Origin of the sequence: Streptomyces sp. NPDC093546, assembly GCF_044765045.1 — a bacterium.
Taxonomy (GTDB): Bacteria; Actinomycetota; Actinomycetes; order Streptomycetales; family Streptomycetaceae; genus Streptomyces.
In genome coordinates, this window is the sequence record NZ_JBIWJG010000003.1 from 213,794 (window position 1) to 236,959 (window position 23,166).

Here is a 23,166-nt window from a genome sequence, read left to right on the forward strand (position 1 = left end):
GGGGAGAGGCGAGGCATCCTGACCCCATGAGCGACCGGCGGCACAAGGACCTGTCAGGCGCACTGCGCGCCGCCCTGCGCGGGGACGTGGACTTCGGGACCGCGGCCCGCGCGCTGCACACCATGGACGCGTCCAACTACCGCCGCGTCCCGCTCGGCGTCGTCGCGCCCCGCGACGCGGCGGACGTGGCGGCCGCGCTGGAGGTGTGCCGGACGCACGGCGTGCCCGTCGTCCCGCGCGGCGCCGGGACGTCGACCGCCGGGCAGGCCACCGGGACCGGGGTGGTGCTGGACCTCACCCGCCACATGCGGGGCATCCTCGCGGTGGACCCGGAGGCGCGCACGGCGGTGGTGCAGCCGGGCGTGGTCCTGGACGAGCTGCGCGCGGCGGTACGCCCGTACGGCCTGACCTTCGGGCCCGACCCGTCGACACACAGCCGCTGCACCCTCGGCGGAATGATCGGCAACAACGCCTGCGGTGCCCACTCGGTGGCCTGGGGGACCACCGCCGACAACGTCCGCGCCCTGTCGGTCGTGACGTACGGCGGCGGCGCCGAACGGCGCCTGGGGCACGGCTGGGACGGCGCGCCGGACGGGCTGGCGGAGCTGGTCGGCGGGAACCTGGCGGCGATCCGTACGGGCTTTCCGCCCGGCCTGCCGCGCCGCATCTCCGGTTACGCCCTCGACGCCCTCCTCCCCGAGCGTGGCACCGACCTCGCCCGCGCCTTCTGCGGCAGCGAGGGGACCCTGGGGGTGGTGACCGAGGCGACCGTACGGCTGGTCAAGTCACCGCCGGCGCGGGCGCTGGCCGTCCTCGGGTACGCCGACGAGAGCGCGGCCGCCGAGGCGGCGTCCGGCCTGCTGCCGCACGGGCCGCTCACGGTCGAGGGCATGGCGGAGGACCTGGTCCGGGACCCGGCCGCGCGCACCTCGCTGCCCCGGGGCGGCGCGTGGCTCTTCGTCGAGACGGGTGGCGCGACCCCGGCGGAGGCCTGGGCGAACGCCGAGGCGCTGGTGCGCGCCGCCGACGCCGTGGACGCCCGTGTCGTCACCGACCCGGCCGCCCAGCGCACCCTGTGGCGGGTGCGCGAGGACGCCGCCGGCACCGCCACGCGCACCCCCGAGGGCGCCGAGGCGTGGCCCGGCTGGGAGGACTGCGCCGTACCGCCCGCGCGCCTCGGCCCGTACCTGCGCGACTTCCGCGCGCTGCTCGCCGCCCACGGCCTGCGCGGCACGCCGTACGGCCACTTCGGCGAGGGCTGCGTCCACGCCCGTATCGACTTCGACCTGGTGTCGGCGGAGGGCGTACGGCGCTTCCGGCGGTTCTCGGAGGAGCTCGCCGGCCTCGTCGTCGCGCACGGCGGGTCCCTCTCCGGCGAGCACGGCGACGGGCAGGCGCGCGCGGAGCTGCTGCCGAGGATGTACGGGGACGAACTGACGGACCTCTTCGGCCGGTTCAAGGACCTGTGGGACCCGGACGGCGGCATGAACCCGGGCATGCTCGCCCGGCCCGCCCGCCTCGACGAGAACCTCCGCTTCGACGTCCTGCCGCGCGAGCCCGTCGACGTGGCCTTCGGCTACCCGCAGGACGGCGGCGACTTCGCCACCGCCGTACGGCGCTGCGTCGGCGTCGCCAAGTGCCGGGTGGCGGGGCCGCACCAGGGCGCCGGCGTGATGTGCCCGTCGTTCCGCGCGACCGGCGAGGAGGAGCACTCCACGCGCGGGCGCGCCCGGCTGCTGCACGAGATGCTGGCGGGCGAGGTGGTGCGCGACGGCTGGCGCTCACCGGAGGTGCGCGAGGCGCTCGACCTGTGCCTGTCGTGCAAGGGGTGCCGCAGCGACTGCCCGGTGGGTGTCGACATGGCGACGTACAAGGCGGAGTTCCTGCACCACCACTACGCGGGACGGCTCCGCCCCGCCGCCCACTACACGATGGGCGGGCTCCCACAGTGGCTCCGCCTGGCCGCGCCCTTCGCCCGGCCGCTGAACACCGCCGCGCGGGTGCGCCCGCTGGCGGCGGTGGCGAAGCGGCTGGCGGGCATCGCGCCGGAGCGGGACCTCCCGCGGCTGGCGCCGCAGACGTTCACGCGCTGGTTCCGGCGCCGCGGGACCGGGGCCGGCGACCTCCTCCTGTGGCCCGACACCTTCACCAACCACCTCTCGCCCTCCGTGGGCCGCGCGGCCGTCGCGGTCCTGGAGTCGGCGGGCCTGAACCCGGCCCTCCCGCCCGGCCGGGTCTGCTGCGGCCTGACGTACGTCTCCACGGGCCGGCTCGACCGGGCCCGTACGGTCATGCGCCGCACGCTCGACACCATGGAGCCCCTCGCGGGCAAGCCGGTGGTCGTCCTCGAACCGAGCTGCGCCGCCGCCCTGCGGACCGACCTGCCGGAGCTCCTCCCCGACGACCCGCGCGCCCGCCGCCTGGCCGACTCCGTACGCACCTTCGCCCAGGCCCTGGAGGAGTACGCCCCCGACTGGCGCCCCCCGCGCCTGGACCGCCCGGTCGCGGGCCAGACCCACTGCCACCAGCACGCGGTCCTCGGCGACGCCGCCGAACGCCGCCTGCGCGCACGCGCGGGCCTGACGGGCACCCTCGCAGGCGGCTGCTGCGGCCTCGCCGGCAACTTCGGCTTCGAACGCGGCCACTACGCCGTCTCCCTGGCCTGCGCCGAGGACCAGCTCCTCCCCGCCGTCCGCGCCGCCGCCCCCGGCACCGAACTCCTCGCGGACGGCTTCTCCTGCCGCACGCAGCTGGACCAGCTGGCGGGGCGGCGGGGGAGGCACCTGGCGGAGGTGCTGGCGGAGGGGCTGGGGAGCTGAAGCCCCCGCTTACGGTGGAGAAAGGGAAACCCACGTTTTGGTGCAGTGTGTTTGACTAGGGGTGCAACCTGATGCACTTGTCGAAGAGAAAGAAGTCGAGGTTCCCCCGGTGAACGACACCGCACGCCCGGACGCGGCGGTCGCCGACGCCTCCGCCGTCGCGCTGCCCGAGGTCTCCGCCGCGCACCCCGACCGGGCCCCCGGGAGGCGCGCCGCGCTCGGGCCGGTCGCGCTGGTGGTCGCGGGCGGGCTGTCCGTGCAGTTCGGGGCCGCCGTCGCCGTGCTGCTCATGCCGCGTGCCGGGGCCATCGGGGTCGTCACGCTGCGGCTGCTGCTGTCCGCCGTCGTCCTGCTCCTGGTCTGCCGGCCCCGGCTGCGCGGGTACCGGCGCGCCGACTGGGGCACGGTCGTCGCCTTCGGCGCCGCCATGGCCGCGATGAACGTCCTCTTCTACCTGTCCATCGACCGCATCCCGCTGGGCGCCGCCGTCACCCTGGAGGTGCTCGGGCCGCTCGTGCTGTCGGTGGTCGCCTCGCGGAGGCTGGTCAGCGTCGTCTGGGCCGGGCTCGCGCTGGCCGGAGTGGTGCTGCTGAGCGGTGGCGGATTCGACCGGCTGGACCCGCTGGGCGCGGCGTTCGCGCTGGCGGCGGGGGCCATGTGGGCCGCGTACATCCTCTTCAGCGCGCGTACCGGACGGCGCTTCCCGCAGGCCGACGGGCTGGCACTGGCGATGGCCGTGGGTGCGGTGCTGACGCTGCCGCTCGGCATCGCCGAGGCCGGGAGCAAGCTCCTCGTGCCGTCGACCATCGGCCTGGGCCTCGCGGTCGCGCTGATGTCGTCCGTCCTGCCGTACACCCTCGAACTGCTGGCGCTGCGCCGCCTGCCCGCGCCGACGTTCGCGATCCTGATGAGCCTGGAGCCGGCGATCGCCGCGACCGCCGGGTTCCTGGTGCTGAGCCAGGCCATGTCCCTCACCGACGCGCTGGCGATCGCGCTGGTCGTCGCGGCGAGCATGGGGGCCGTGCGGTCGCAGGCCCGCCGGGGCGCCCGTAAAAAGTAAAGCAAGCACGCTTGCTTGTTTCTCCGGGCGCTGCCATGCTCCGGGGCACGCACCGCGTTTTCCGTGCCCGTGTCCCGGAGGGAGCGCACCGTGTCCCACGCCTTGCTGGACGATCTACGCGACGAGAGCGAGGAGCTCGACCGGCTGCTCGCGCAGCTGGAACCGGACCGGTGGGCCACGCCCACCCCCGCGCCCCGCTGGACCGTCGCCCACCAGATCGCGCACCTCGCGTGGACCGACGCCGCGGCCCTGCTCGCCGCCACCGACCCGGAGGCGTTCGCGGCGCATGTCGAAAAGGCGCTCAAGGCGCCCGACACCTTCGTCGACGAGGGGGCGGAGGAGGGGGCGGCCGGGCCCCCGTACGAGCTGCTCGCCCGCTGGCGGGAGGGGCGCGAGCGCCTCCAGCACGCGCTGCGCACCGCGCCCCCCGGCGCCCGCTTCCCCTGGTACGGGCCGCCCATGAGCGCCGGGTCCATGGCAACCGCCCGCCTGATGGAGACCTGGGCGCACGGCCAGGACGTCGCCGACGCCCTCGGAGCCGTACGGGAACCGACCGCGCGCCTGCGGCACGTCGCCTGGATCGGCGTACGCGCCCGGGACTACGCCTACGCCGTACGCGGGCTGACGCCGCCCGCCGAGCCCTTCCGGGTGGAGCTCACCGCGCCGGACGGCACCGAGCTGTGGACGTACGGGCCGAAGGACGCCGTTCAGCATGTGTCCGGGCCCGCCCTGGACTTCTGCCTGCTGGTCACCCAGCGGGCCCACCGCGACGACGTGGCCGTACGGGCCGAGGGCGCCGAGGCCGACCGGTGGCTCGACATCGCGCAGGCCTTCGCGGGCCCGGCAGGACCCGGCCGCGGCCCGCAGGCGGGCACCCAGTGAGCGTGCTGCGGATCGGGAACGCCTCCGGTTTCTACGGCGACCGCTTCGACGCCGTACGCGAGATGCTCACCGGCGGTGAGCTCGACGTCCTCACCGGCGACTACCTTGCCGAGCTGACCATGCTCCTCCTCGCCCGCGACCGGATGAAGGACCCGGTGCTCGGGTACGCCAAGACCTTCCTGCGGCAGATGGAGGAGGGCCTCGGCCTCGCCCACGAACGCGGCGTGAAGATCGTGACCAACGCCGGCGGCCTCAACCCGGCGTCGCTCGCGGAGGAACTGCGCGCGCTCGCCGCCCGGCTGGGCCTGCCGGAGGTGCGCGTCGCGCACGTGGAGGGCGACCGGCTGCCCGCGCCGCGCGACGGCGTCCTCGCGGCGCACGCGTACCTCGGCGGCGGCGGCATCGCGGCCTGCCTGCGCGGTGGCGCGGACGTGGTGGTCACCGGCCGGGTCACGGACGCGGCGCTCGTCTGCGGGCCCGCCGCCTGGTGGTTCGGCTGGGGCCCCGAGGAGTACGACCGGCTCGCGGGCGCGGTCGTCGCCGGGCACGTCCTGGAGTGCGGGACGCAGGCGACGGGCGGCAACTACGCCTTCTTCGACGGACACGACGTGCGCAGGCCCGGCTTCCCGCTGGCCGAGCTGTACGAGGACGGGTCCTGCGTCATCACGAAACACGACCGTACGGGCGGCTTCGTGGACGTCGGAACGGTCACCGCCCAACTGCTCTACGAGACGGCGGGGGCCCGGTACGCGGGCCCCGACACGACGGCCCGGCTGGACACCGTGCGCCTCGCCCCGGACGGGCCGGACCGGGTCCGGATCTCCGGCGTACGGGGCGAGCCGCCGCCCCCGACGCTGAAGGTCGGCGTGAACCGGCTCGGCGGCTGGCGCAACGAGGTCGTGTTCGTGCTCACGGGCCTCGACATCGAGGCCAAGGCCCGGCTGGTGCGGGCGCAGGTCGAGGACGCGCTCCCCGTGAAACCGGCCGAGGTGCGCTGGGAGCTCGCCCGCACCGACCGGGAGGACGCCGCCACCGAGGAGACGGCCAGCGCCCTGCTGCGGCTCGTCGTCCGCGACACCGACCCCGAGGTGGTGGGGCGGGCGGTGAGCGGCGCGGCGATCGAGCTCGCGCTCGGCAGCTACCCCGGTTTCCACGTGACGGCCCCGCCCGGGAAGGGCACCCCGTACGGCGTCTTCGAGGCCGCGTACGTCGACGCGGGCACGGTCACGCACACCGCCGTGCTGCCCGACGGCGAGCGCGTCACGATCCCGGCGCCCGTACGGACGCGGAGCCTGGCCGCCGTACCGGAACCCCCGCTCCCCGAACCGCTGCCGCCCGGCCCCGTACGGCGCGCCCCGCTCGGGCTGGTCGCCGGGGCCCGCAGCGGCGACAAGGGCGGTGACGCCAACGTCGGGGTGTGGGTGACCACGGACGCGGCCTGGCGCTGGCTCGCCCACACCCTCAGCGCCGACCGGCTGCGCGAGCTCCTCCCGGAAGCCGCGCCCCTGGACGTCGTACGGCACGTCCTGCCGAATCTGCGCGCGCTGAACTTCGTCGTGACGGGCCTGCTCGGCGAGGGCGTCGCCGCCCAGGCCCGCTTCGACCCCCAGGCCAAGGGCCTCGGCGAATGGCTGCGCGCCCGCCACGTCGACATCCCGGAGGCCCTGCTGTGACCGTGCTCCCCTCGCGCCTGGACACCGCCGGGCCCGACTACGCCGCGCACCGCGAGGCCATGCTCGCCAAGCTGGCCGAGCTCGACGCCGAGCACGCCAAGGCGCTGGCGGGCGGCGGTCCCAAGTACGTCGCACGCCACCGCGCGCGGGGCAAGCTCCTCGCCCGCGAGCGCATCGAGCTGCTCCTCGACCCCGGGGCGCCGTTCCTGGAGCTGTCGCCGCTCGCCGCCTGGGGCAGCGACTACGCCGTCGGCGCGTCGATCGTCACCGGCATCGGCGTCGTCGAGGGCGTCGAGTGCCTGATCACCGCCAACGACCCGACCGTACGAGGTGGCGCGTCCAACCCCTGGACGCTGAAGAAGGCCCTGCGCGCCAACGAGATCGCGTACGCCAACCGGCTGCCGTGCATCGCGCTCGTGGAGTCCGGCGGCGCCGACCTGCCCTCCCAGAAGGAGATCTTCATCCCGGGCGGGGCGCTCTTCCGGGACATCACCCGCCTGTCCGCCGCCGGGATCCCGACCGTCGCCGTCGTCTTCGGCAACTCGACGGCGGGCGGCGCCTACGTGCCCGGCATGTCCGACCACACCGTCATGATCAAGGAGCGGTCGAAGGTCTTCCTCGGCGGCCCGCCGCTCGTGAAGATGGCCACCGGCGAGGAGAGCGACGACGAGTCCCTCGGCGGCGCGGAGATGCACGCGCGCGTGTCGGGCCTCGCCGACCACTACGCCGTCGACGAGCCGGACGCCCTCCGCCAGGCCCGCCGGATCGTCGCCCGCCTCAACCACCGCAAGGCGCACCCCGATCCGGGCCCGGCCGAGCCGCCGAAGTACGACCCGGAAGAGCTCCTTGGCATCGTGCCCGGGGACCTGAAGACCCCCTTCGACCCGTGCGAGGTCATCGCCCGGATCGTCGACGGCTCCGACTTCGACGAGTTCAAGCCGCTGTACGGGCCCTCGCTCACCACGGGATGGGCGCGGCTGCACGGCTATCCGGTGGGCATCCTCGCCAACGCCCAGGGCGTGCTGTTCTCCGCCGAGTCCCAGAAGGCGGCCCAGTTCATCCAGCTGGCCAACCAGCGGGACATCCCGCTCCTCTTCCTGCACAACACCACCGGCTACATGGTCGGCAAGGAGTACGAGCAGGGCGGCATCATCAAGCACGGCGCGATGATGATCAACGCGGTCAGCAATTCGAAGGTCCCGCACCTGTCCGTCCTCATGGGCGCCTCGTACGGCGCCGGCCACTACGGCATGTGCGGCCGCGCCTACGACCCCCGGTTCCTCTTCGCCTGGCCCAGCGCCAAGTCCGCCGTCATGGGCCCGCAGCAGCTCGCCGGCGTCCTGTCGATCGTCGCCCGCGCGTCGGCGGCCGCCAAGGGGCAGCCGTACGACGACGAGGGCGACGCGGCGCTGCGCGCCATGGTGGAGCAGCAGATCGAGGCGGAGTCGCTGCCGATGTTCCTGTCGGGGCGGCTGTACGACGACGGGGTCATCGACCCGCGCGACACGCGCACCGTCCTCGGCCTGTGCCTGTCGGCGATCCACACCGCCCCGGTCGAAGGCGCGCGCGGCGGCTTCGGCGTCTTCCGGATGTGAGGCCCTGATGATCTCCTCTCTTCTCGTCGCCAACCGCGCGGAGATCGCCTGCCGCGTCTTCCGCACCTGCCGCTCCCTCGGCGTCGGCACGGTGGCGGTGTACGCGGACCCGGACGCGTCCGCCCTGCACGTACGGGAGGCCGACACGGCCGTACGGCTGCCGGGAGCGGCACCCGCCGACACCTATCTGCGCGGCGACCTGATCGTGAAGGCCGCCCTCGCGGCGGGCGCGGACGCCGTCCACCCCGGGTACGGCTTCCTGTCCGAGAACGCCGACTTCGCGCGGGCCGTGCTGGACGCCGGACTCACGTGGGTGGGCCCGCCGCCCAAGGCGATCGAGACCATGGCGTCCAAGACGCGGGCGAAGGAGCTGATGGCGGCGGCGGGCGTCCCGCTGCTGCACGCCGTCGACCCGGCGACCGCCACCGACGCGGACCTCCCCCTGCTCCTCAAGGCGGCGGCGGGCGGCGGCGGCCGGGGCATGCGGGTCGTCCGGGACCTGGCCGCGCTCCCCGGCGAGCTGGCGGCGGCCACCGCCGAGGCCCGCTCGGCGTTCGGCGACGGCGAGGTGTTCGCGGAGCCGTACGTCGAACGGGGCCGCCACGTCGAGGTCCAGGTCCTCGCCGACACCCACGGCACCGTGTGGGCGCTCGGCACCCGCGACTGCTCGCTCCAGCGGCGGCACCAGAAGGTCGTCGAGGAGGCCCCGGCGCCGGGACTGGGCCCGGAGCTGCGCGCGACGCTGCACACCTCGGCGGTGGCGGCGGCGCGGGCGGTCGGGTATGTGGGCGCGGGCACGGTCGAGTTCCTGGTCTCCGGAGACCGGGCGTACTTCCTGGAGATGAACACCCGCCTCCAGGTCGAACACCCCGTCACGGAAGCCGTCTTCGGCCTGGACCTCGTCGCCCTCCAGCTCGCCGTCGCGGAGGGCGCCGCGCTCCCGCCCGAGCCGCCCGCCCCCTCGGGCCACGCCGTGGAGGCCCGCCTGTACGCGGAGGACCCGGCCCGGGACTGGGCCCCGCAGACGGGCGTGGTGCACGCGCTGGACCTCCCGGAGGGCGACCGGCTCCGCGTGGACGCCGGGTACGCCGCCGGGGACACGGTCGGCACGCACTACGACGCCATGCTCGCCAAGGTGATCGCCCACGCGCCCACCCGCGAGGAAGCCGTCCGCAAGCTGGCCCACGCCCTGGCACGCGCCCGGGTGCACGGGCCGGTCACCAACCGGGACCTGCTCGTACGGTCGCTGCGGCACCCGGACTTCGTGGCGGGGCGGCTCGACACCGGGTTCTACGAGCGGAACCTGCCCGAACTGACCACGCCCGCACCGGGCGAGGCCGACGGGGCCGTGGCCGCCGCCCTCGCGGACGCCGTGCGCACGGGGAGCCGGTTCGGCGCCTTCCGCAACGTACCGTCACAGCCACAGAGCGCCCGGTACGGCGACCACGAGATCCGCTACCGCCCCACCCGCGACGGCGGGTTCACCGTCGAGTCCCACCCGCACACGCGCGTGGTGGCCGTGTCGCCCGAGCGCGTGAGCCTCGAAGTCGACGGCGTCGTCCGGCACTTCGAGGTCGCCGCGTACGGCGACGGCACCGTGTACGCGGGGCCGTACCGGCTGACCGCCCACCCCCGCTTCACCGACCCCGCCGAGCGCACCGCGCCCGGCTCGCTGCTCGCGCCCCTGCCCGGCACCGTCGTCCGGGTCGCCGACGTCGAGCCCGGGGCCCGGGTCGAGGCGGGGCAGCCGCTCGTCTGGCTGGAGGCCATGAAGATGGAGCACCGCATCACCGCTCCCGCCTCCGGCACGCTCACCGCGCTCCACGCCGTCCCCGGCCGCCAGGTCGAGGTCGGTGCCCTGCTCGCCGTCGTACAGGACGTACAGGAGGAACAGGCATGACCGGAGTCACCGAGAACGCGGAGCACCACGCCCTGCGCACCGCCGTCGCCGCCCTCGGCCGGCGCCACGGACGCACCCACGACCCCGAGTCCCGCGACGCCCTGTGGGCCGAGGCCGGCAAGCTCGGCTACCTCGGCGTGAACCTCCCCGAGGAGTACGGCGGCGGGGGCGGCGGCATGGCCGAGCTGTCCATCGTCCTGGAGGAGCTGGGCGCGGCGGGCTGCCCGCTGCTGATGATGGTGGTGTCCCCGGCGATCTGCGGCACGGTCATCGCCCGCTTCGGCACGGACGAGCAGAAGCGGCGCTGGCTGCCGGGGCTCGCCGACGGCAGCCGCACCATGGCGTTCGGCATCACGGAGCCCGACGCGGGCTCCAACTCGCACCGCATCACCACCACCGCGCGCCGCGACGGCGACGACTGGGTGCTCACCGGCCGCAAGGTGTTCATCTCGGGTGTCGACATCGCCGACGCGACGCTGATCGTGGGCCGTACGGAGGACGCCCGCACGGGGAAGCTCAAGCCGTGCCTGTTCGTCGTCCCGCGCGACGCGCCCGGCTTCGGCCGCCGCCCCATCGACATGGAACTGCACGCCCACGAGAAGCAGTTCGAGCTGACGCTGGACGACGTACGGCTGCCGGCGGACGCGCTCATCGGTGACGAGGATGCGGGCCTGCTCCAGCTCTTCGCCGGGCTCAACCCCGAGCGCATCATGACCGCCGCCTTCGCCGTCGGCATGGGCCGCTACGCGGTCGCGCGGGCGGTCGCGTACGCGAAGGAGCGCCAGGTGTGGAAGGCCCCCATCGGGGCCCACCAGGCCATCGCCCACCCCCTCGCCCAGGTCCACATCGAACTGGAGCTGGCCCGCCTGATGATGCAGCGGGCGGCCGACCTGTACGACGCGGGGGACGACGTCGGCGCGGGCGAGGCCGCCAACATGGCCAAGTACGCCGCCGCCGAGGCGTGCGTGCGGGCCGTCGACCAGTCCGTCCACACCCTCGGCGGAAACGGCCTCACCCGCGAGTTCGGCCTCGCCTCGCTCATCACCGCCTCGCGCGTGGCACGGATAGCCCCCGTCAGCCGGGAAATGATTCTGAACTACGTGTCCCACCAATCGCTCGGACTGCCCAAGTCGTACTGACAGGAGCCGTTCATGGTGTTCCACAGCGAGTACGCGGACGTCCCACCCCTGTCTCTGCCCATCCACGACGCCGTGCTGGGCGACGCCCCCTCGTACGGCGACACCGTCGCCCTCGTCGACGGCACGGGCGACCTGTCCGTCACGTACGCCCAGCTCGACACGTACCACCGCCGGATCGCCGCCGCCCTCGCGGAGGCGGGCGTCCGCAAGGGCGACGTGCTGGCGCTGCACAGCCCGAACACCGTCGTCTACCCGGCCGTCTTCTACGCGGCGACGCGCGCCGGCGCGTCCGTCACCACCCTCCACCCGCTGGCGACGGCCGACGAGGCCGCCCGGCAGCTGCGGGACTCCGCCGCCCGCTGGATGGTCACCGTCTCACCGCTCCTGGAGACGGCCCGGCGCGCCGCGCGCGGAACGGACGTCCGCGAGATCTTCGTCTGCGACCAGGCGGACGGGCACCGTTCCGTCCTGGACATGCTGGGCTCGACGGCGCCGGAACCGTCCGTCGCGATCGACCCGGACGAGGACGTGGCCGTCCTGCCGTACTCCTCGGGGACGACGGGCGTGCCCAAGGGCGTCATGCTCACCCACCGCTCGATCGCCACCAACCTGGCGCAGCTGGACCCGCTGGTGCCGGTGGGACCCGGCCACCGGATCCTCGCCATCCTGCCGTTCTTCCACATCTACGGCCTCACGGCGCTGATGAACGCGCCGCTGCGGCACGGCGCCACCGTGGTCGTGCTGCCGCGCTTCGAACTGGACCAGTTCCTCGGCACGATCGAGAAGCACCGCGTCAACGGCCTGTACGTGGCCCCGCCGGTCGTCCTCGCGCTCGCCAAGCACCCGGCGGTCGAGCGGTACGACCTGTCGTCGCTGGAGTACGTCCTCAGCGCCGCCGCCCCGCTCGACGCGCACCTCGCCCGGGCCTGCGCGGCGCGGCTCGGGCTGCCGCCCGTACGGCAGGCGTACGGCATGACGGAACTGTCGCCCGCCACGCACGTGGTGCCGCTGACGGCCCCCGACACCCCGCCGGGAGCCGTCGGCAAGCTGCTGCCGAGCACCGAGATGCGGATCGTGTCCCTCGACGACCCCGGCAAGGACCTGGGCGCGGGGGAGGAGGGCGAGATCTGGATCCGGGGGCCGCAGGTGATGAAGGGCTATCTGGGCCGTCCGGACGCGACGGCCGCGATGATCGACGCGGAGGGGTGGCTGCACACCGGCGACGTGGGGCGCGTCGACGCCGACGGCTGGTTGTACGTCGTCGACCGCGTCAAGGAGCTGATCAAGTACAAGGGCTTCCAGGTCGCCCCGGCCGAACTGGAGGCGCTGCTGCTGACGCACGAGTCCATCGCGGACGCGGCGGTGATCGGCGTGTACGACGAGGACGGCAACGAGGTGCCGAAGGCGTACGTCGTACGGCAGCCCGGCGCCACCGAACCGACGGCCGACGACATCATCGCCTTCGTGGCCGGGAAGGTGGCCCCGTACAAGAAGATCCGGCGGGTCGCATTCGTCGACGGCGTGCCGAGGGCGGCCTCGGGGAAGATCCTCCGGCGCGAACTGAGGGAACCGAGGGAGCGAGAAGGCACATGACCAGTCTCGTCACCACCGCGCACGAGCGCGGCATCACCACCCTGACGCTGGACTCGCCGGACAACCGCAACGCGCTCTCCGCGCGGGTCGTCGGCGAGCTGGCGGAGGCGCTGGAGGCCTGCGGCAAGGACCCCGCGGTACGGGCGGTGGTGCTCACGCACGCGGGGCCGACGTTCAGCGCGGGCGCGGACCTGAAGGCGCCGCCCAGCCCGTACACCTTCGTGGCGCTGCTGCGGGCGATCGTGGAGCTGCCCAAGCCGGTGGTGGCACGCGTGACCGGGCACGTACGGGCCGGGGGCCTCGGCCTGGTGGGGGCCTGCGACATCGTGGCGGCCGCGGCGGAGGCCGACTTCGCGCTCACGGAGGCCCGCCTCGGGGTGGCGCCGGCCGTCATTTCGCTGACGCTGCTGCCGCGCCTCGACCCGGCGGCCGCGAGCCGGTACTACCTGACCGGGGAGCGGTTCGACGCGGCGGAGGCGGCCCGCATCGGCCTCGTCACCGTCGTCGGGGACGACGTGGACGCCGCGCTCGCCCCCGTCCTGGACGGGCTGCGGCGGGGCTCACCGCAGGGGCTGGCGGAGAGCAAGCGGCTGGTCACGGCTAGGGTGCTGGAAACCTTCGAGCGCGATGCGGAGGATCTCGTACAGCGCTCGGCCTCGCTCTTCGCCTCGGCGGAGGCCCGCGAGGGGATGACGGCCTTCCTGGAGCGACGGGACGCTGCATGGGTGTTGTGACCACCACCGCCACGACCAAGACGCCGAACGCCGCCAAGGCGCCGAAGCAGGACCGCAGCCGGGCCACCCGGCAGCGGCTCCTGGAGGCGGCCGTGGCCTGCCTGGCCGAACACGGCTGGGCCGGCTCGACCGTCTCCGTCGTCGCCGAACGCGCCGGCGTCTCGCGCGGCGCCGCCCAGCACCACTTCCCGACCCGCGAGGACCTCTTCACGGCGGCCGTCGAGTACGTCGCCGAGGAGCGCTCCCACGCCCTGCGCGCCCTGCCCGTCCAGGGCCGCGCGGCGGTCGTCGCGGCCCTCGTGGACCTCTACACGGGCCCCCTGTTCCGGGCGGCCCTGCACCTGTGGGTGGCCGCTTCCAACGAGGAGCAGCTGCGCCCCCGGGTCACCGAACTGGAGGCGAAGGTCGGCCGCGAGACCCACCGCATCGCGGTCGAACTCCTCGCCGCCGACGAGTCCCGCCCGGGCGTCCGCGAGACGGTCCAGGGCCTCCTGGACATGGCCCGCGGCCTCGGCCTCGCCAACCTGCTCACGGACGACCGGGCCCGGCGGGACCGGGTGGTGGCGCAGTGGGGGGCGCTGCTGGACGAGGTGCTGGGCTGACAGGAAGTTCACCCGATCGTGCATATCGCGGTATGCGCGCCTTCGGTAGGCTTGTCGCATGGCTGAGACCACACGCATCACCGTGACGCTCCCCAGTGCTCTGGTGGAGATACTGAAGAAGTCGACGGACAACGTGTCCGGTTTCGTGGCGGAGGCCGTGGCCGAACGGGTGCGGCACGACCTGCTGGGTGAGGAGCTGCGGCTCTATCAGGAAGAGTACGGCGCCTTCACCGAGGAGGAACTCGCTGAGGCACGCGCGGAGATCTTCGGGGCGCTCGATGCCGACGCCGGACACCACTCGGCGAGGGCGGCTTGAGCGACCACGTTAGTTCCGTCGTCCTGGACTCGGAGGGCCTGTCGGCCTGGATCGCCCGGGACCGGAAAGTCGCGACGAAGATCCAGGTCTTCTACGACGTGGGTGCCAGGCTTGTGGTCTGCGCCAACACCATCGTCGAGGTGATGTACGACGGTGTGAACCTCCCGCGCCTCCAGTGGCTGCTGTCCCGCTGCAAGGTCGAGCCCGTCACCGAGCAGTCCGCCAGGGCCGCCGCCCGGCTGCTCAAGGACACCGGCCTGCATGGCCACAAGTACGCCATCGACGCCACGGTCGCCGAGATGGCGCTGCGCCAGCCCCGGCCGGTCGCCATGCTGACGTCCGACATCGACGACATGTCCCGCCTCTGCGGTGACCGTGTCCGGCTCCTCAGCCTCTGAGCCCGCATACGTACGCGAACGGCGCCGACCCCCGCGCGGGGGCCGGCGCCGTCGCCGTATCGGTACCGGCGTCAGTCGGCGATGTCCTCGAAACCGGCGATCTCGCGCGGGCTGCGCGAGCCCGGGCCCACGTAGCGGGCGGAGGGGCGGACCAGGCGGCCGGTGCGCTTCTGCTCCAGGATGTGGGCGCTCCAGCCGGCCGTGCGGGCGCAGGTGAACATCGACGTGAACATGTGCGCCGGGACCTCCGCGAAGTCCAGCACGATCGCCGCCCAGAACTCGACGTTCGTTGCCAGGACCCGGTCCGGGCGGCGGTTGTGCAGCTCCTCCAGGGCGGCCTTCTCCAGCGCCTCCGCCACCTCGAAGCGCGGCGCGCCGAGCTCCTTGGCGGTGCGGCGCAGCACGCGGGCGCGCGGGTCCTCGGCGCGGTAGACGCGGTGGCCGAAGCCCATGAGGCGCTCGCCCTTGTCGAGGGCCTGGCGGACGTACGCGCCGGCGTCACCGGTGCGCTCGATCTCCTCGATCATGCCGAGGACGCGGGAGGGCGCCCCGCCGTGCAGCGGGCCCGACATGGCGCCGACGGCGCCCGAGAGGGCCGCGGCCACGTCGGCGCCCGTGGAGGCGATGACGCGGGCCGTGAAGGTGGAGGCGTTCATGCCGTGCTCGGCGGCGGACGTCCAGTACGCGTCGACGGCCTTGACGTGCTTCGGGTCCGGCTCGCCGCGCCAGCGGATCATGAACCGCTCGACGACGGACTGGGCCTTGTCGATCTCGCTCTGCGGCACCATCGGCAGGCCCTGCCCGCGCGCGCTCTGGGCGACGTACGACAGTGCCATGACGGCCGCGCGGGCGAGGTCGTCGCGGGCCTGCTCCTCGTCGATGTCGAGCAGCGGCTTCAGGCCCCACACCGGGGCCAGCATGGCCAGCGCCGACTGCACGTCGACACGGATGTCGCCCGAGTGCACCGGGATCGGGAACGGCTCGGCCGGCGGCAGGCCGGGGTTGAACGCCCCGTCGACCAGCAGGCCCCACACGTTCCCGAAGGAGACGTGACCGACGAGGTCCTCGATGTCGACGCCGCGGTACCGCAGCGCACCGCCTTCCTTGTCCGGTTCGGCGATCTCCGTCTCGAACGCGACGACTCCTTCGAGTCCGGGTACGAAGTCGGACATCAGGCGGCTCCTCGTGAGGTGAGTCTTCCGGTGAGAGTTCCGGGGGGTGCGGTGATACCCCATACGGCAGGTGGTCATCCAGCACCGTCGTAGGGAGGGAACAGTGACCCAGCCCATGAGTCTGTCGGGTTCCCCCGATGCGGGGAAGCGTGACATCCGGCACACTCCGCCGAACCGGGCAGGAAGGATTACCGACACTCGGTGCCGGGAAGGCTGGGTTGCTGCGGCAGGATGGGGCCCGTGACAGACGCTCTCGATCCAGCAGCTCTCGATCCCGCCGACATGCGCGAGCAGTACCGCACCGCCGTGTTCCTGGAGGCGGACCTCGCGGCCGAGCCGATGGACCAGTTCGACCGCTGGTTCAAGGAAGTGGCCGGCAGCGGTGTGATCCACGAGCCGAACGCCATGATCGTCTCGACGGCCTCGCCCGACGGGCGCCCCTCGTCGCGCACGGTGCTGCTCAAGCACTACGACGAACGCGGCTTCGTCTTCTTCACCAACTACGGCTCCCGCAAGGGCATGGAGCTCGACACCAACCCGCACCTCTCGCTGCTCTTCCCCTGGCACCCGGTCGCCCGCCAGGTCATCGTCACGGGCGTGGCGTCCCGCGTGGGCCGCGACGAGACCGCCGCGTACTTCCGCACCCGTCCGCACGGCTCCCAGCTGGGCGCCTGGGCGAGCGAGCAGTCGTCCGTGATCGCCTCGCGGGCCGAGCTGCTGGCCCGCTTCGAGGAGCTCGCGGCGCGCTACCCGGAGGGCGAGCAGGTGCCGGTGCCGCCGCACTGGGGCGGCTTCCGGGTCGCCCCGGAGACGGTCGAGTTCTGGCAGGGCCACGAGAACCGGCTGCACGACCGGCTGCGGTACGTCCGGCAGGACGCCTCCTGGCGCGTGGAGCGCCTCTCGCCCTGAGGGGATCCCCTCACCCGGTCACGCGAAGTCGATCGCGGCCAGCGCCGGCCCGCCGAAAGCCAGCGCGTACTGGATGAACACCGCCCCGCGCCGGGCGGCGTAGTCCATCACGTCCCGCGGCGCGCACAGCGCCACCAGCCCCACGAGCCCGGACAGCCCGATCGACCACAGCGCCGCTCCGAAGAGGGGGCCGTTGGCGCCATCGCCGGTGTAGGCCTGGTTGATGCCGATGACGAGGGTCGCGACGAAGGCGCCGGCGAGGAGCAGGATCCCGAACCCGGCGAAGATGCGCAGGGCGCTCGTGGACGGGGCGAAGGGATCGTCGGTGGCGGTCGTCTCGGAGGTGGTGGTCGTCATGGCTGCCATGCTGCCGCCCGCGTCCGGCCGCCCGTACCGTGCCGCGTACTCATCTCGTGTGCGGCTCGTACTCAGAAACAGAGCCCCGGGTACGCAGAAGCCCGCGGGCTCTGGTCCCTCCTGGACGGAGGGGTCGGCCGGATGTGCCGACGAGCCCGCGGGCCGGTGACTGCTTGGGATTACGGCAGGAGGCCTGCCGCCTTTGCACAGAGTGCGACAACAGGCCTCAGCCCGCAGTCACCTCACGCATCCGAAAAGAAACCACTTCCGGATCACCTCCTTTCCTGTGTGCCCACACATTAAGAACGGGTCCGGCGGCCGCACAACGCATTTTCGCGAACGGGCTGTGTCCTGGGTCACCTTCCAGTTCAATGACCGCAGGTGAGTACAGGAGAACAGGTTGGGACACGTCCTGCAGGGGGTGCCGGGATGACTGCGTCCAAGAGCGAGACGGCGACCGGTGAGCGCGGATCGGACGAGCTGCTCGCCGCGCTGCTGGACGGGATGGACGCGGCGCTCTGTGCGTTCGACGCCGACGGGGTGGTCACCCACTGGAACCGCGAGGCCGAGCGGATCCTCGGCTGGACCGCCGAGGAGGCCGTCGGGCGGCCCGGGCTCGGCGGGTGGGCCGCGCGGGCCGAGGACGCCGAGGAGGTGCGGGAGCGGCTGGCCGCGGTCATGGGGGCGCCCGGGCGGCAGGTGCACGAGTTCCCGCTGCTGCGCAAGGACGGCGGCCGGGTCCTCGTACGGACGCAGTCGGCGGGCGTGCGCGGCGCGGACGGCCGCCCGGCGGGGGTGTACTGCGCGTTCAGCGAGGTGCACGCGCAGATCGACCTGGAGCGGTCCATCGCGCTCAGCGAGGCGCTGTTCGAGGACGCCGCCTGGGGCGTGGTGCTCGTAGACGTCGACCTGCGCCCCGCCGTCGTCAACGCGCACGCCGCCCGGGCGCTGGGCTCCGGGCGTACGGCGGTGCTGGGACGGCCGCTCGGCGAGCTGGTCGTGCAGGGTGTGGAGGAGCTGGAGGGCGCGCTCCAGCACGTCCTGGCGCAGGGCGCGCCCCGGGAGCTCGCCGAGCTGTGGGTGACCGTGCGGACGGCGGAGGGCGAGCGGCGGCGGTGCTGGCGCAGCGGCTTCCTGCGGCTGGCGTCCCCGCTCGCGGAGGAGCCGGTGCCGCTGGGCGTCGGCTGGCTGTTCCAGGACGTGACCGAGGCGAAGCTCGCGGAACAGGAGGCCGACCGGCTGCGGTTCCGCTCCAGCCAGCTGCACCGCGCGGGCGCGGCGGCGGCGGAGTGCGAGGACCCGATGCAGGCGGCGGCCGTGTACCTGGACTTCGCGCTCGCCGGATTCGCCGACCACGTCGTGCTGGATCTGCTCGACCGGCTCGACCCGGCTCGGGGCGAGCGCCTCATCCGCGCGGCGGCGTCGCCCTCCGGCGCGCCCGGCCCCGTCGCTCGCGTGGCGGGCGGGGGCATCCCCGTGCGGTACGGCCCCGGCCACCCGGCCCTCCAGGCGGTGGACCGCGCCGGTTCGGTACGGGCCAGCGCCACGTCCGAGACCTGGGCCGCGGAACGCCAGTGGCCCCGGGACGCGGCCCACGCCCTCTGCGTGGTCCTGCGCAGCCGGGGCCGCACCCTGGGCGTGGTGACCTTCCTCCGCTGCGCGGCCAGACCCGCCTTCGAGCGCCCGGACGCGGCGTACGCGGAGAGCGTGGCGGTCCGGGTGGCGGGGTCGGTGGACCTGGCGTCGGTACTGGACGGCTGAGGCGTCCCGAACCGCCGGGCCCCCGCCCCGCAGGCCCGGGCGCTACCCCGCGTGCAGCGCCAGCGTCGGTGACAGCCGGGCCGCCCGCACCGCCGGGTACAGGCCCGCCACCGTGCCGATCGCCAGGGTCGCGGCGAAGCCGCCGCCCACCGCCCACGGCGGGACGACCCACGGCAGGCCGCCGGAGGCGGCGTACGCGCCCGTCGCCGCCGCGCCGAGGGCCACGCCCGCGACGCCGCCGAGGCCCGACAGCATCAGCGACTCGGTGACGAACTGCACCCGGATCTGGCCCCGCGTCGCGCCCAGCGAGCGGCGCAGGCCGATCTCGTGGCGGCGCTCGAGGACCGAGATGATCATGGTGTTGGCCACCCCGACCCCGCCCACGAGCAGGGCGATGCCGCCGAGCCCCAGCAGCAGCGTGGAGAACGCGCCCTCCGTCGCCGCCTTGGCCCGCAGCGCCGACGAGGGGTCGGTCACCCGCACGTTCTGCGGGCTGCGGGGGTCCACGGTCGCCGCGAGCACCGCACGGACGTCCCGTACCGACGCGTCCGTGGACCGCTCGTACACCGACGTCGGGTGCCCGTCGAAGCCGAGCAGCTCCTCCGCGGCCGCCCAGCCCACCAGAGCCGAGCGTTCGATCTCCGGCGCGAGCGGCAGCGGGGCGAGGACGCCGACGACCGTGAAGTACCGGTCGCCGAGCCACACCTGCCGGCCCGGCTCGGTGACGCCGAGCCGTTCGGCGGCGACATGGCCCAGCACCACCGCCGGATAGCGGCCGTTGGCGCCGTTCAGCCAGGTGCCGCGCGCCACCTCGCCGCGCAGGACCTCCAGCAGCTCCTCCGTGGCGGCCTTGACCGCGATGCCGCCCGTCTCCTCCTCCGGGATCTTCTCGGAGCGGCGCACCGACCGCGCCACATCGCCCGTCGCGCCGACGTGTTCGACGCCGTCGATGCGGCCGACCATCCCGGGCGCGTCCTTCGGCAGCTTGACCTCCTGCCCGGCGAACATCGACTCGCCGGGCGTCGCCACCAGCATGTTCGTACCCAGTGCGTCCAGCTGGCGCATCAACTGCGCCTTGCTGGACGCCGAGATCCCCACCACGGCGATCATCGTCGCGATCCCGATGGCGATGCCGAGCGCGGACAGCACGATCCGCACGGGCCGGCTGCGCAGCCCTGCCGACCCCACGTGCAGGACGTCGCGCGGCCCGAGCCGCGCCGCCTTCAGCCGTGCCGTCTTCGGCCGCGCCGCCGTCGGTTCCGTACGCGTACGGGAGGACATCAGACCGCCACCTCCCGTACGTCCGCGACGATCCGGCCGTCCCGGATCCGCACCCGGCGCGGCAGCCGGTCCGCCATCTCCGTGTCGTGCGTGATGACGGCGATCGTGGCGCCCTCCGCGTTCAGGCCGCGCAGCAGCTCCATGACGGCCTCCCCGGACGCCGAGTCCAGCGCCCCGGTCGGTTCGTCGGCCAGCAGCAGGTCCGGCTGCCCGACGACCGCCCGCGCGATGGCGACGCGCTGCTTCTGCCCGCCGGACAGCTCGTGCGGCCGGTGCTTCAGCCGGTCGGCGAGCCCCACGCGGGCGAGCGCCTCGGCGGCCAGCGCCCGGCGCCGGGCGCGCGGCAGGCCGGAGTAGAGGAGCCCCTCGGCGACGTTGTCCTGGGCGCTCACCCCCGGCACCAGGTGGAACGCCTGGAACACGAAGCCGATGTGCCGGGCGCGCAGCGCCGACAGGCGCCGGTCGGACAGGGCCGCCACGTCGTGCCCTGCGATCTCCACGCTCCCCGCAGTCGGCCGGTCGAGGGTGCCGACGATGTGCAGCAGCGTCGACTTGCCGGACCCGGACGGGCCGACGATCCCGACGAGCTCGCCCTGCCCGACGGTGAGGTCCACGCCGGCCAGCGCCGTGACGCCGCCCGCGTACTCCTTGGTGACCCCGCAGAGCCGTACGACCGTGCTCACAGGGACGGCACCCCGACCTTCATGCCCTCGCGCAGCCCGCCGCCGCTGACCTCCACGCGGCCGTCGGCGAACATGCCGAGCTCGACCTTCACGTCCCGGCTGCGGCCTTCGCCGTCGACGACCTCGACGCCGAAACCGCCTCCGGGGAGGGCCAGCAGCGCGTTGACGGGCACGGACAGGACGCCTTTGCGGGTCTCGCCGGTGAGGTTGACGGTGACCGGCGACTGGTCGAGAGCCTTGACCTTGTCCGGATCGTCGAACGACACCGTGATGTCGATCTTCGGCGTCTTGTCCTGGGCGTCCTCGCCCGCCTTCGCCGTCTTCCCGACCCCCGTGACCTTGCCCGGTACGACCGTGCCGTCCGGCAGCTCGACCGTGACCCTGGTCCCGGTCTTCGCGAGCGAGCCGTCGGCGACGGGGAGCTGGAACCGTACGGTGCGTTCGGCGCCGGTGACCGTCAGGACGGGTTTGCCCGGCCCGACCGGCTCGCCGACCGCCGCGCCCGCCTCCTTCACCCGCACCGCGCCGGACGCGAACGCCACCTGGTCCGGGCCGATGTGCCCGGTGCGCTTCAGGCCGTGGGACTTCTGCCACCGCTTGACGGCCTCGGCCGTGCCGTCGGTGTACTTCTCGTCGACCGCGAGCCCGGAGCCGTACCCGAGGTCGCGGAGGTTCTCCTCCAGCTCCTCGACGTCCCGCCCCTCGTCGCCCGGCTTCAGCGTCCGGTACATCGGTCCGGTGCCGTACAGCAGGCGTACGGGCGTGCCGTCGACCTCGTACAGCCGCTCGTCGCGCGCGACGGTCGAGCCGGCGCCCGCGATCCAGGTGAGGGTCCCGGAGAGGGGGCCCGCGTTGATACGGCGCTCCTTGGCGTAGCCGAGGGTGCCGGTCCGCCGGCTGCTCTCGCTGAGGTCGCCCCGCTCGACTGCGGCGGTGGCGGTGGCCGTCTTCTCCGGCGCGGACTCCCGCTCCGGCGCGCGGTAGGCGGTGACGGCGGCGCCGCTGCCCGCGAGCACCACCAGGGCGCCGATCGCGACGGCGAGGCGGCGGCGGGTCACCGGGCCTCGCCCCCGCACACCTTCATCGCCTTGTCGAACGTCTCCTTCTCCGGTCCGGCCGTCGGCATGGGCATCGCCTGCTGCGCCGCCCCGTCGAACTTCGGGTCGGGCGTGTTGACGCCGTTCTCCCGCATGCAGCGGGCGAACGCCAGCGCCTTGTCCTTGTCGGCCTGGGTGAGCTCCCCGGAGCTCCCCGTCCCGCCGCCGCCCTTGCCCCGGCACGCCTTGAACGCCTTCTCCATCTGCTCCTGGCTCAGGTCGCCGCCGATGGCGATGGAGCGCGGATCCTGGCCGGGCTTCGGCTCGGGTACGTCGAGGCCCTGGTCGCGCAGGCACTTCCGGTACTCCAGGGCCTGGTCGGCCTTCTTGCCCTCGCCGCTGACGTCGTCGCTCTTGGGGGCTTCGGCGCCGGTGCCGGAGCACGCGGCGGCCAGGACGGCCAGGGCGGCGAGAGCGGTGCAGTGGCGGATCTGTCGGATTCTCATGACCGGGAGCGTGGCGCCGACCGGTGTTTCGTTTCTCTCAGCGCCGCCTTTACACCGACGAAAGGTGCCCCTGGGCTACACAGGGACCCATGCGCGTACTGGTGGTGGAGGACGAGGAGTTCCTCGCGGAGATGATCGCCGAGGGGCTGCGCCGTGACGCGCTCGCCGTCGACGTCGCGGCGGACGGCGCCGAGGCGCTGCGCAAGCTGCTCTTCGGGGCGTACGACGTGATGGTCCTGGACCGGGACCTGCCCGGCGTCCACGGCGACGAGGTGTGCCGCCGGGTGGTGCGGCAGGGGCTCCTGACGCGCATCCTCATGCTGACGGCGTCCGGGACCGTACGGGACCGGGTGGACGGCCTGGGCCTCGGCGCCGACGACTACCTGACCAAGCCGTTCGCGTACGACGAGCTCCTCGCACGCGTCCTGGCCCTCGGCCGCCGGGCCCGCCCCGCGCTGCCGCCCGTCATCGAACGGGCCGGGATCGTCCTGGACACGGCCCGCCGCCACGCCGACCGGGACGGCCGGCCGCTGCACCTGTCCCGCAAGGAGTTCGCCGTCCTGGAGGCGCTGCTGCGCGCGGACGGGGCGGTGGTCAGCGGCGAGGACCTGATCGAGCAGGTGTGGGAGGAGCACACCAGCTACCGCACCAACGCCGTACGGGTCACCCTGAGCAAGCTGCGCGCCAAGCTGGGCGAGCCGCCGGTGGTGGAGACGGTGCCGGGCGCGGGCTACCGGATCGCCTCGTGA

21 protein-coding genes are annotated in these 23,166 nt (G+C 74.0%); 15 read left to right on the top strand and 6 right to left on the bottom strand.

Going from position 1 to position 23,166, the window contains the following annotated elements; translation table 11 throughout:
- Window positions 1-26 precede the first annotated feature (26 nt).
- The 12 genes from ACIRNI_RS07455 to ACIRNI_RS07510 all read left to right on the top strand — a co-directional run bounded on the left by ACIRNI_RS07455 (window position 27) and on the right by ACIRNI_RS07510 (window position 14,711).
- Window positions 27-2,819, top strand: coding sequence for an FAD-binding and (Fe-S)-binding domain-containing protein (locus ACIRNI_RS07455; protein ID WP_403549174.1), 2,793 nt, complete (start codon window positions 27-29; stop codon window positions 2,817-2,819).
- A gap of 109 nt (window positions 2,820-2,928) precedes the next feature.
- Window positions 2,929-3,879: an EamA family transporter gene (locus ACIRNI_RS07460; protein WP_403549176.1), complete on the top strand. Its 951-nt coding sequence runs from the start codon at window positions 2,929-2,931 to the stop codon at window positions 3,877-3,879.
- Between the two features lie 90 nt (window positions 3,880-3,969).
- Entirely contained in the window at window positions 3,970-4,761 is a 792-nt protein-coding gene (locus ACIRNI_RS07465; RefSeq protein WP_403549178.1) for a TIGR03084 family metal-binding protein, read from the top strand.
- A complete protein-coding gene (locus ACIRNI_RS07470; RefSeq protein WP_403549180.1) occupies window positions 4,758-6,434 on the top strand; it encodes an acyclic terpene utilization AtuA family protein in 1,677 nt (558 codons plus the stop codon). Before ACIRNI_RS07465 ends, ACIRNI_RS07470 begins: the two co-directional genes overlap by 4 nt.
- Window positions 6,431-8,029, top strand: a complete 1,599-nt coding sequence (locus ACIRNI_RS07475) for an acyl-CoA carboxylase subunit beta (RefSeq protein WP_403549182.1) — start codon at window positions 6,431-6,433, stop codon at window positions 8,027-8,029. The genes ACIRNI_RS07470 and ACIRNI_RS07475 overlap by 4 nt, the downstream gene beginning before the upstream one ends.
- A 7-nt stretch (window positions 8,030-8,036) precedes the next feature.
- Window positions 8,037-9,929, top strand: coding sequence for an acetyl/propionyl/methylcrotonyl-CoA carboxylase subunit alpha (locus ACIRNI_RS07480; RefSeq protein ID WP_403549184.1), 1,893 nt, complete (start codon window positions 8,037-8,039; stop codon window positions 9,927-9,929).
- Window positions 9,926-11,068, top strand: a complete 1,143-nt coding sequence (locus ACIRNI_RS07485) for an acyl-CoA dehydrogenase family protein (RefSeq protein WP_403549186.1) — start codon at window positions 9,926-9,928, stop codon at window positions 11,066-11,068. The genes ACIRNI_RS07480 and ACIRNI_RS07485 overlap by 4 nt, the downstream gene beginning before the upstream one ends.
- Window positions 11,069-11,080: 12 nt before the next feature.
- The gene (locus ACIRNI_RS07490) at window positions 11,081-12,661 is read left to right on the top strand and encodes a 4-coumarate--CoA ligase family protein (protein ID WP_403549188.1); all 1,581 of its coding nucleotides are present in this window, start codon (window positions 11,081-11,083) and stop codon (window positions 12,659-12,661) included.
- Complete coding sequence (locus ACIRNI_RS07495; RefSeq protein WP_403549189.1) at window positions 12,658-13,395, top strand: enoyl-CoA hydratase family protein; 738 nt, start codon at window positions 12,658-12,660, stop codon at window positions 13,393-13,395. The genes ACIRNI_RS07490 and ACIRNI_RS07495 overlap by 4 nt, the downstream gene beginning before the upstream one ends.
- Window positions 13,383-13,997 (top strand): TetR/AcrR family transcriptional regulator, encoded by a 615-nt coding sequence (locus ACIRNI_RS07500; protein WP_403549190.1) that lies wholly within the window; start codon window positions 13,383-13,385, stop codon window positions 13,995-13,997. The genes ACIRNI_RS07495 and ACIRNI_RS07500 overlap by 13 nt, the downstream gene beginning before the upstream one ends.
- A gap of 58 nt (window positions 13,998-14,055) precedes the next feature.
- A complete protein-coding gene (locus tag ACIRNI_RS07505) occupies window positions 14,056-14,313 on the top strand; it encodes a hypothetical protein (protein ID WP_403549192.1) in 258 nt (85 codons plus the stop codon).
- Entirely contained in the window at window positions 14,310-14,711 is a 402-nt protein-coding gene (locus tag ACIRNI_RS07510; RefSeq protein WP_403549194.1) for a DNA-binding protein, read from the top strand. The genes ACIRNI_RS07505 and ACIRNI_RS07510 overlap by 4 nt, the downstream gene beginning before the upstream one ends.
- Before the next feature lie 71 nt (window positions 14,712-14,782).
- On the opposite strand, the gene ACIRNI_RS07515 is transcribed toward ACIRNI_RS07510, so the two are convergent.
- Complete coding sequence (locus ACIRNI_RS07515) at window positions 14,783-15,883, bottom strand: citrate synthase 2 (protein WP_403549196.1); 1,101 nt, start codon at window positions 15,881-15,883, stop codon at window positions 14,783-14,785.
- 240 nt (window positions 15,884-16,123) lie between these two features.
- Between ACIRNI_RS07515 and pdxH the strand changes: the two genes are divergently transcribed.
- On the top strand, window positions 16,124-16,792 hold the full coding sequence (pdxH, locus tag ACIRNI_RS07520; protein WP_403549198.1) for a pyridoxamine 5'-phosphate oxidase: 669 nt from the start codon (window positions 16,124-16,126) through the stop codon (window positions 16,790-16,792).
- An 18-nt stretch (window positions 16,793-16,810) separates the two neighbouring features.
- Here pdxH and ACIRNI_RS07525 read toward each other — a convergent pair whose 3' ends face one another.
- A complete protein-coding gene (locus tag ACIRNI_RS07525) occupies window positions 16,811-17,149 on the bottom strand; it encodes a hypothetical protein (protein WP_403549199.1) in 339 nt (112 codons plus the stop codon).
- Window positions 17,150-17,578: 429 nt separating this feature from the next.
- On the opposite strand from ACIRNI_RS07525, the gene ACIRNI_RS07530 reads away from it, so the two are divergent.
- Entirely contained in the window at window positions 17,579-18,910 is a 1,332-nt protein-coding gene (locus ACIRNI_RS07530; RefSeq protein WP_403549201.1) for a PAS domain-containing protein, read from the top strand.
- Between the two features lie 42 nt (window positions 18,911-18,952).
- On the opposite strand, the gene ACIRNI_RS07535 is transcribed toward ACIRNI_RS07530, so the two are convergent.
- The 4 genes from ACIRNI_RS07535 to ACIRNI_RS07550 are packed head-to-tail and all read right to left on the bottom strand — an operon-like array spanning window position 18,953 to window position 22,417.
- The gene (locus ACIRNI_RS07535; RefSeq protein ID WP_403549203.1) at window positions 18,953-20,191 is read right to left on the bottom strand and encodes an ABC transporter permease; all 1,239 of its coding nucleotides are present in this window, start codon (window positions 20,189-20,191) and stop codon (window positions 18,953-18,955) included.
- Window positions 20,191-20,874 (bottom strand): ABC transporter ATP-binding protein, encoded by a 684-nt coding sequence (locus tag ACIRNI_RS07540; protein WP_403549205.1) that lies wholly within the window; start codon window positions 20,872-20,874, stop codon window positions 20,191-20,193. Before ACIRNI_RS07540 ends, ACIRNI_RS07535 begins: the two co-directional genes overlap by 1 nt.
- On the bottom strand, window positions 20,871-21,932 hold the full coding sequence (locus ACIRNI_RS07545) for an efflux RND transporter periplasmic adaptor subunit (RefSeq protein WP_403549206.1): 1,062 nt from the start codon (window positions 21,930-21,932) through the stop codon (window positions 20,871-20,873). Before ACIRNI_RS07545 ends, ACIRNI_RS07540 begins: the two co-directional genes overlap by 4 nt.
- Window positions 21,929-22,417, bottom strand: a complete 489-nt coding sequence (locus tag ACIRNI_RS07550; RefSeq protein ID WP_403549208.1) for a hypothetical protein — start codon at window positions 22,415-22,417, stop codon at window positions 21,929-21,931. The genes ACIRNI_RS07545 and ACIRNI_RS07550 overlap by 4 nt, the downstream gene beginning before the upstream one ends.
- Window positions 22,418-22,506: 89 nt before the next feature.
- On the opposite strand from ACIRNI_RS07550, the gene ACIRNI_RS07555 reads away from it, so the two are divergent.
- Complete coding sequence (locus tag ACIRNI_RS07555) at window positions 22,507-23,166, top strand: response regulator transcription factor (RefSeq protein ID WP_403549210.1); 660 nt, start codon at window positions 22,507-22,509, stop codon at window positions 23,164-23,166.

Coding starts and splice junctions, on each gene's coding strand:
- ACIRNI_RS07485 (WP_403549186.1), top strand. CDS start 9,926: ATGACCGGAGTCACCGAGAACGCGGAGCACCACGCCCTGCGCACCGCC.
- ACIRNI_RS07480 (WP_403549184.1), top strand. CDS start 8,037: ATGATCTCCTCTCTTCTCGTCGCCAACCGCGCGGAGATCGCCTGCCGC.
- ACIRNI_RS07525 (WP_403549199.1), bottom strand. CDS start 17,149: ATGACGACCACCACCTCCGAGACGACCGCCACCGACGATCCCTTCGCC.
- ACIRNI_RS07555 (WP_403549210.1), top strand. CDS start 22,507: ATGCGCGTACTGGTGGTGGAGGACGAGGAGTTCCTCGCGGAGATGATC.
- ACIRNI_RS07490 (WP_403549188.1), top strand. CDS start 11,081: ATGGTGTTCCACAGCGAGTACGCGGACGTCCCACCCCTGTCTCTGCCC.
- ACIRNI_RS07530 (WP_403549201.1), top strand. CDS start 17,579: ATGACTGCGTCCAAGAGCGAGACGGCGACCGGTGAGCGCGGATCGGAC.
- ACIRNI_RS07500 (WP_403549190.1), top strand. CDS start 13,383: ATGGGTGTTGTGACCACCACCGCCACGACCAAGACGCCGAACGCCGCC.
- ACIRNI_RS07455 (WP_403549174.1), top strand. CDS start 27: ATGAGCGACCGGCGGCACAAGGACCTGTCAGGCGCACTGCGCGCCGCC.
- ACIRNI_RS07535 (WP_403549203.1), bottom strand. CDS start 20,191: ATGTCCTCCCGTACGCGTACGGAACCGACGGCGGCGCGGCCGAAGACG.
- ACIRNI_RS07550 (WP_403549208.1), bottom strand. CDS start 22,417: ATGAGAATCCGACAGATCCGCCACTGCACCGCTCTCGCCGCCCTGGCC.
- ACIRNI_RS07515 (WP_403549196.1), bottom strand. CDS start 15,883: ATGTCCGACTTCGTACCCGGACTCGAAGGAGTCGTCGCGTTCGAGACG.
- ACIRNI_RS07505 (WP_403549192.1), top strand. CDS start 14,056: ATGGCTGAGACCACACGCATCACCGTGACGCTCCCCAGTGCTCTGGTG.
- ACIRNI_RS07495 (WP_403549189.1), top strand. CDS start 12,658: ATGACCAGTCTCGTCACCACCGCGCACGAGCGCGGCATCACCACCCTG.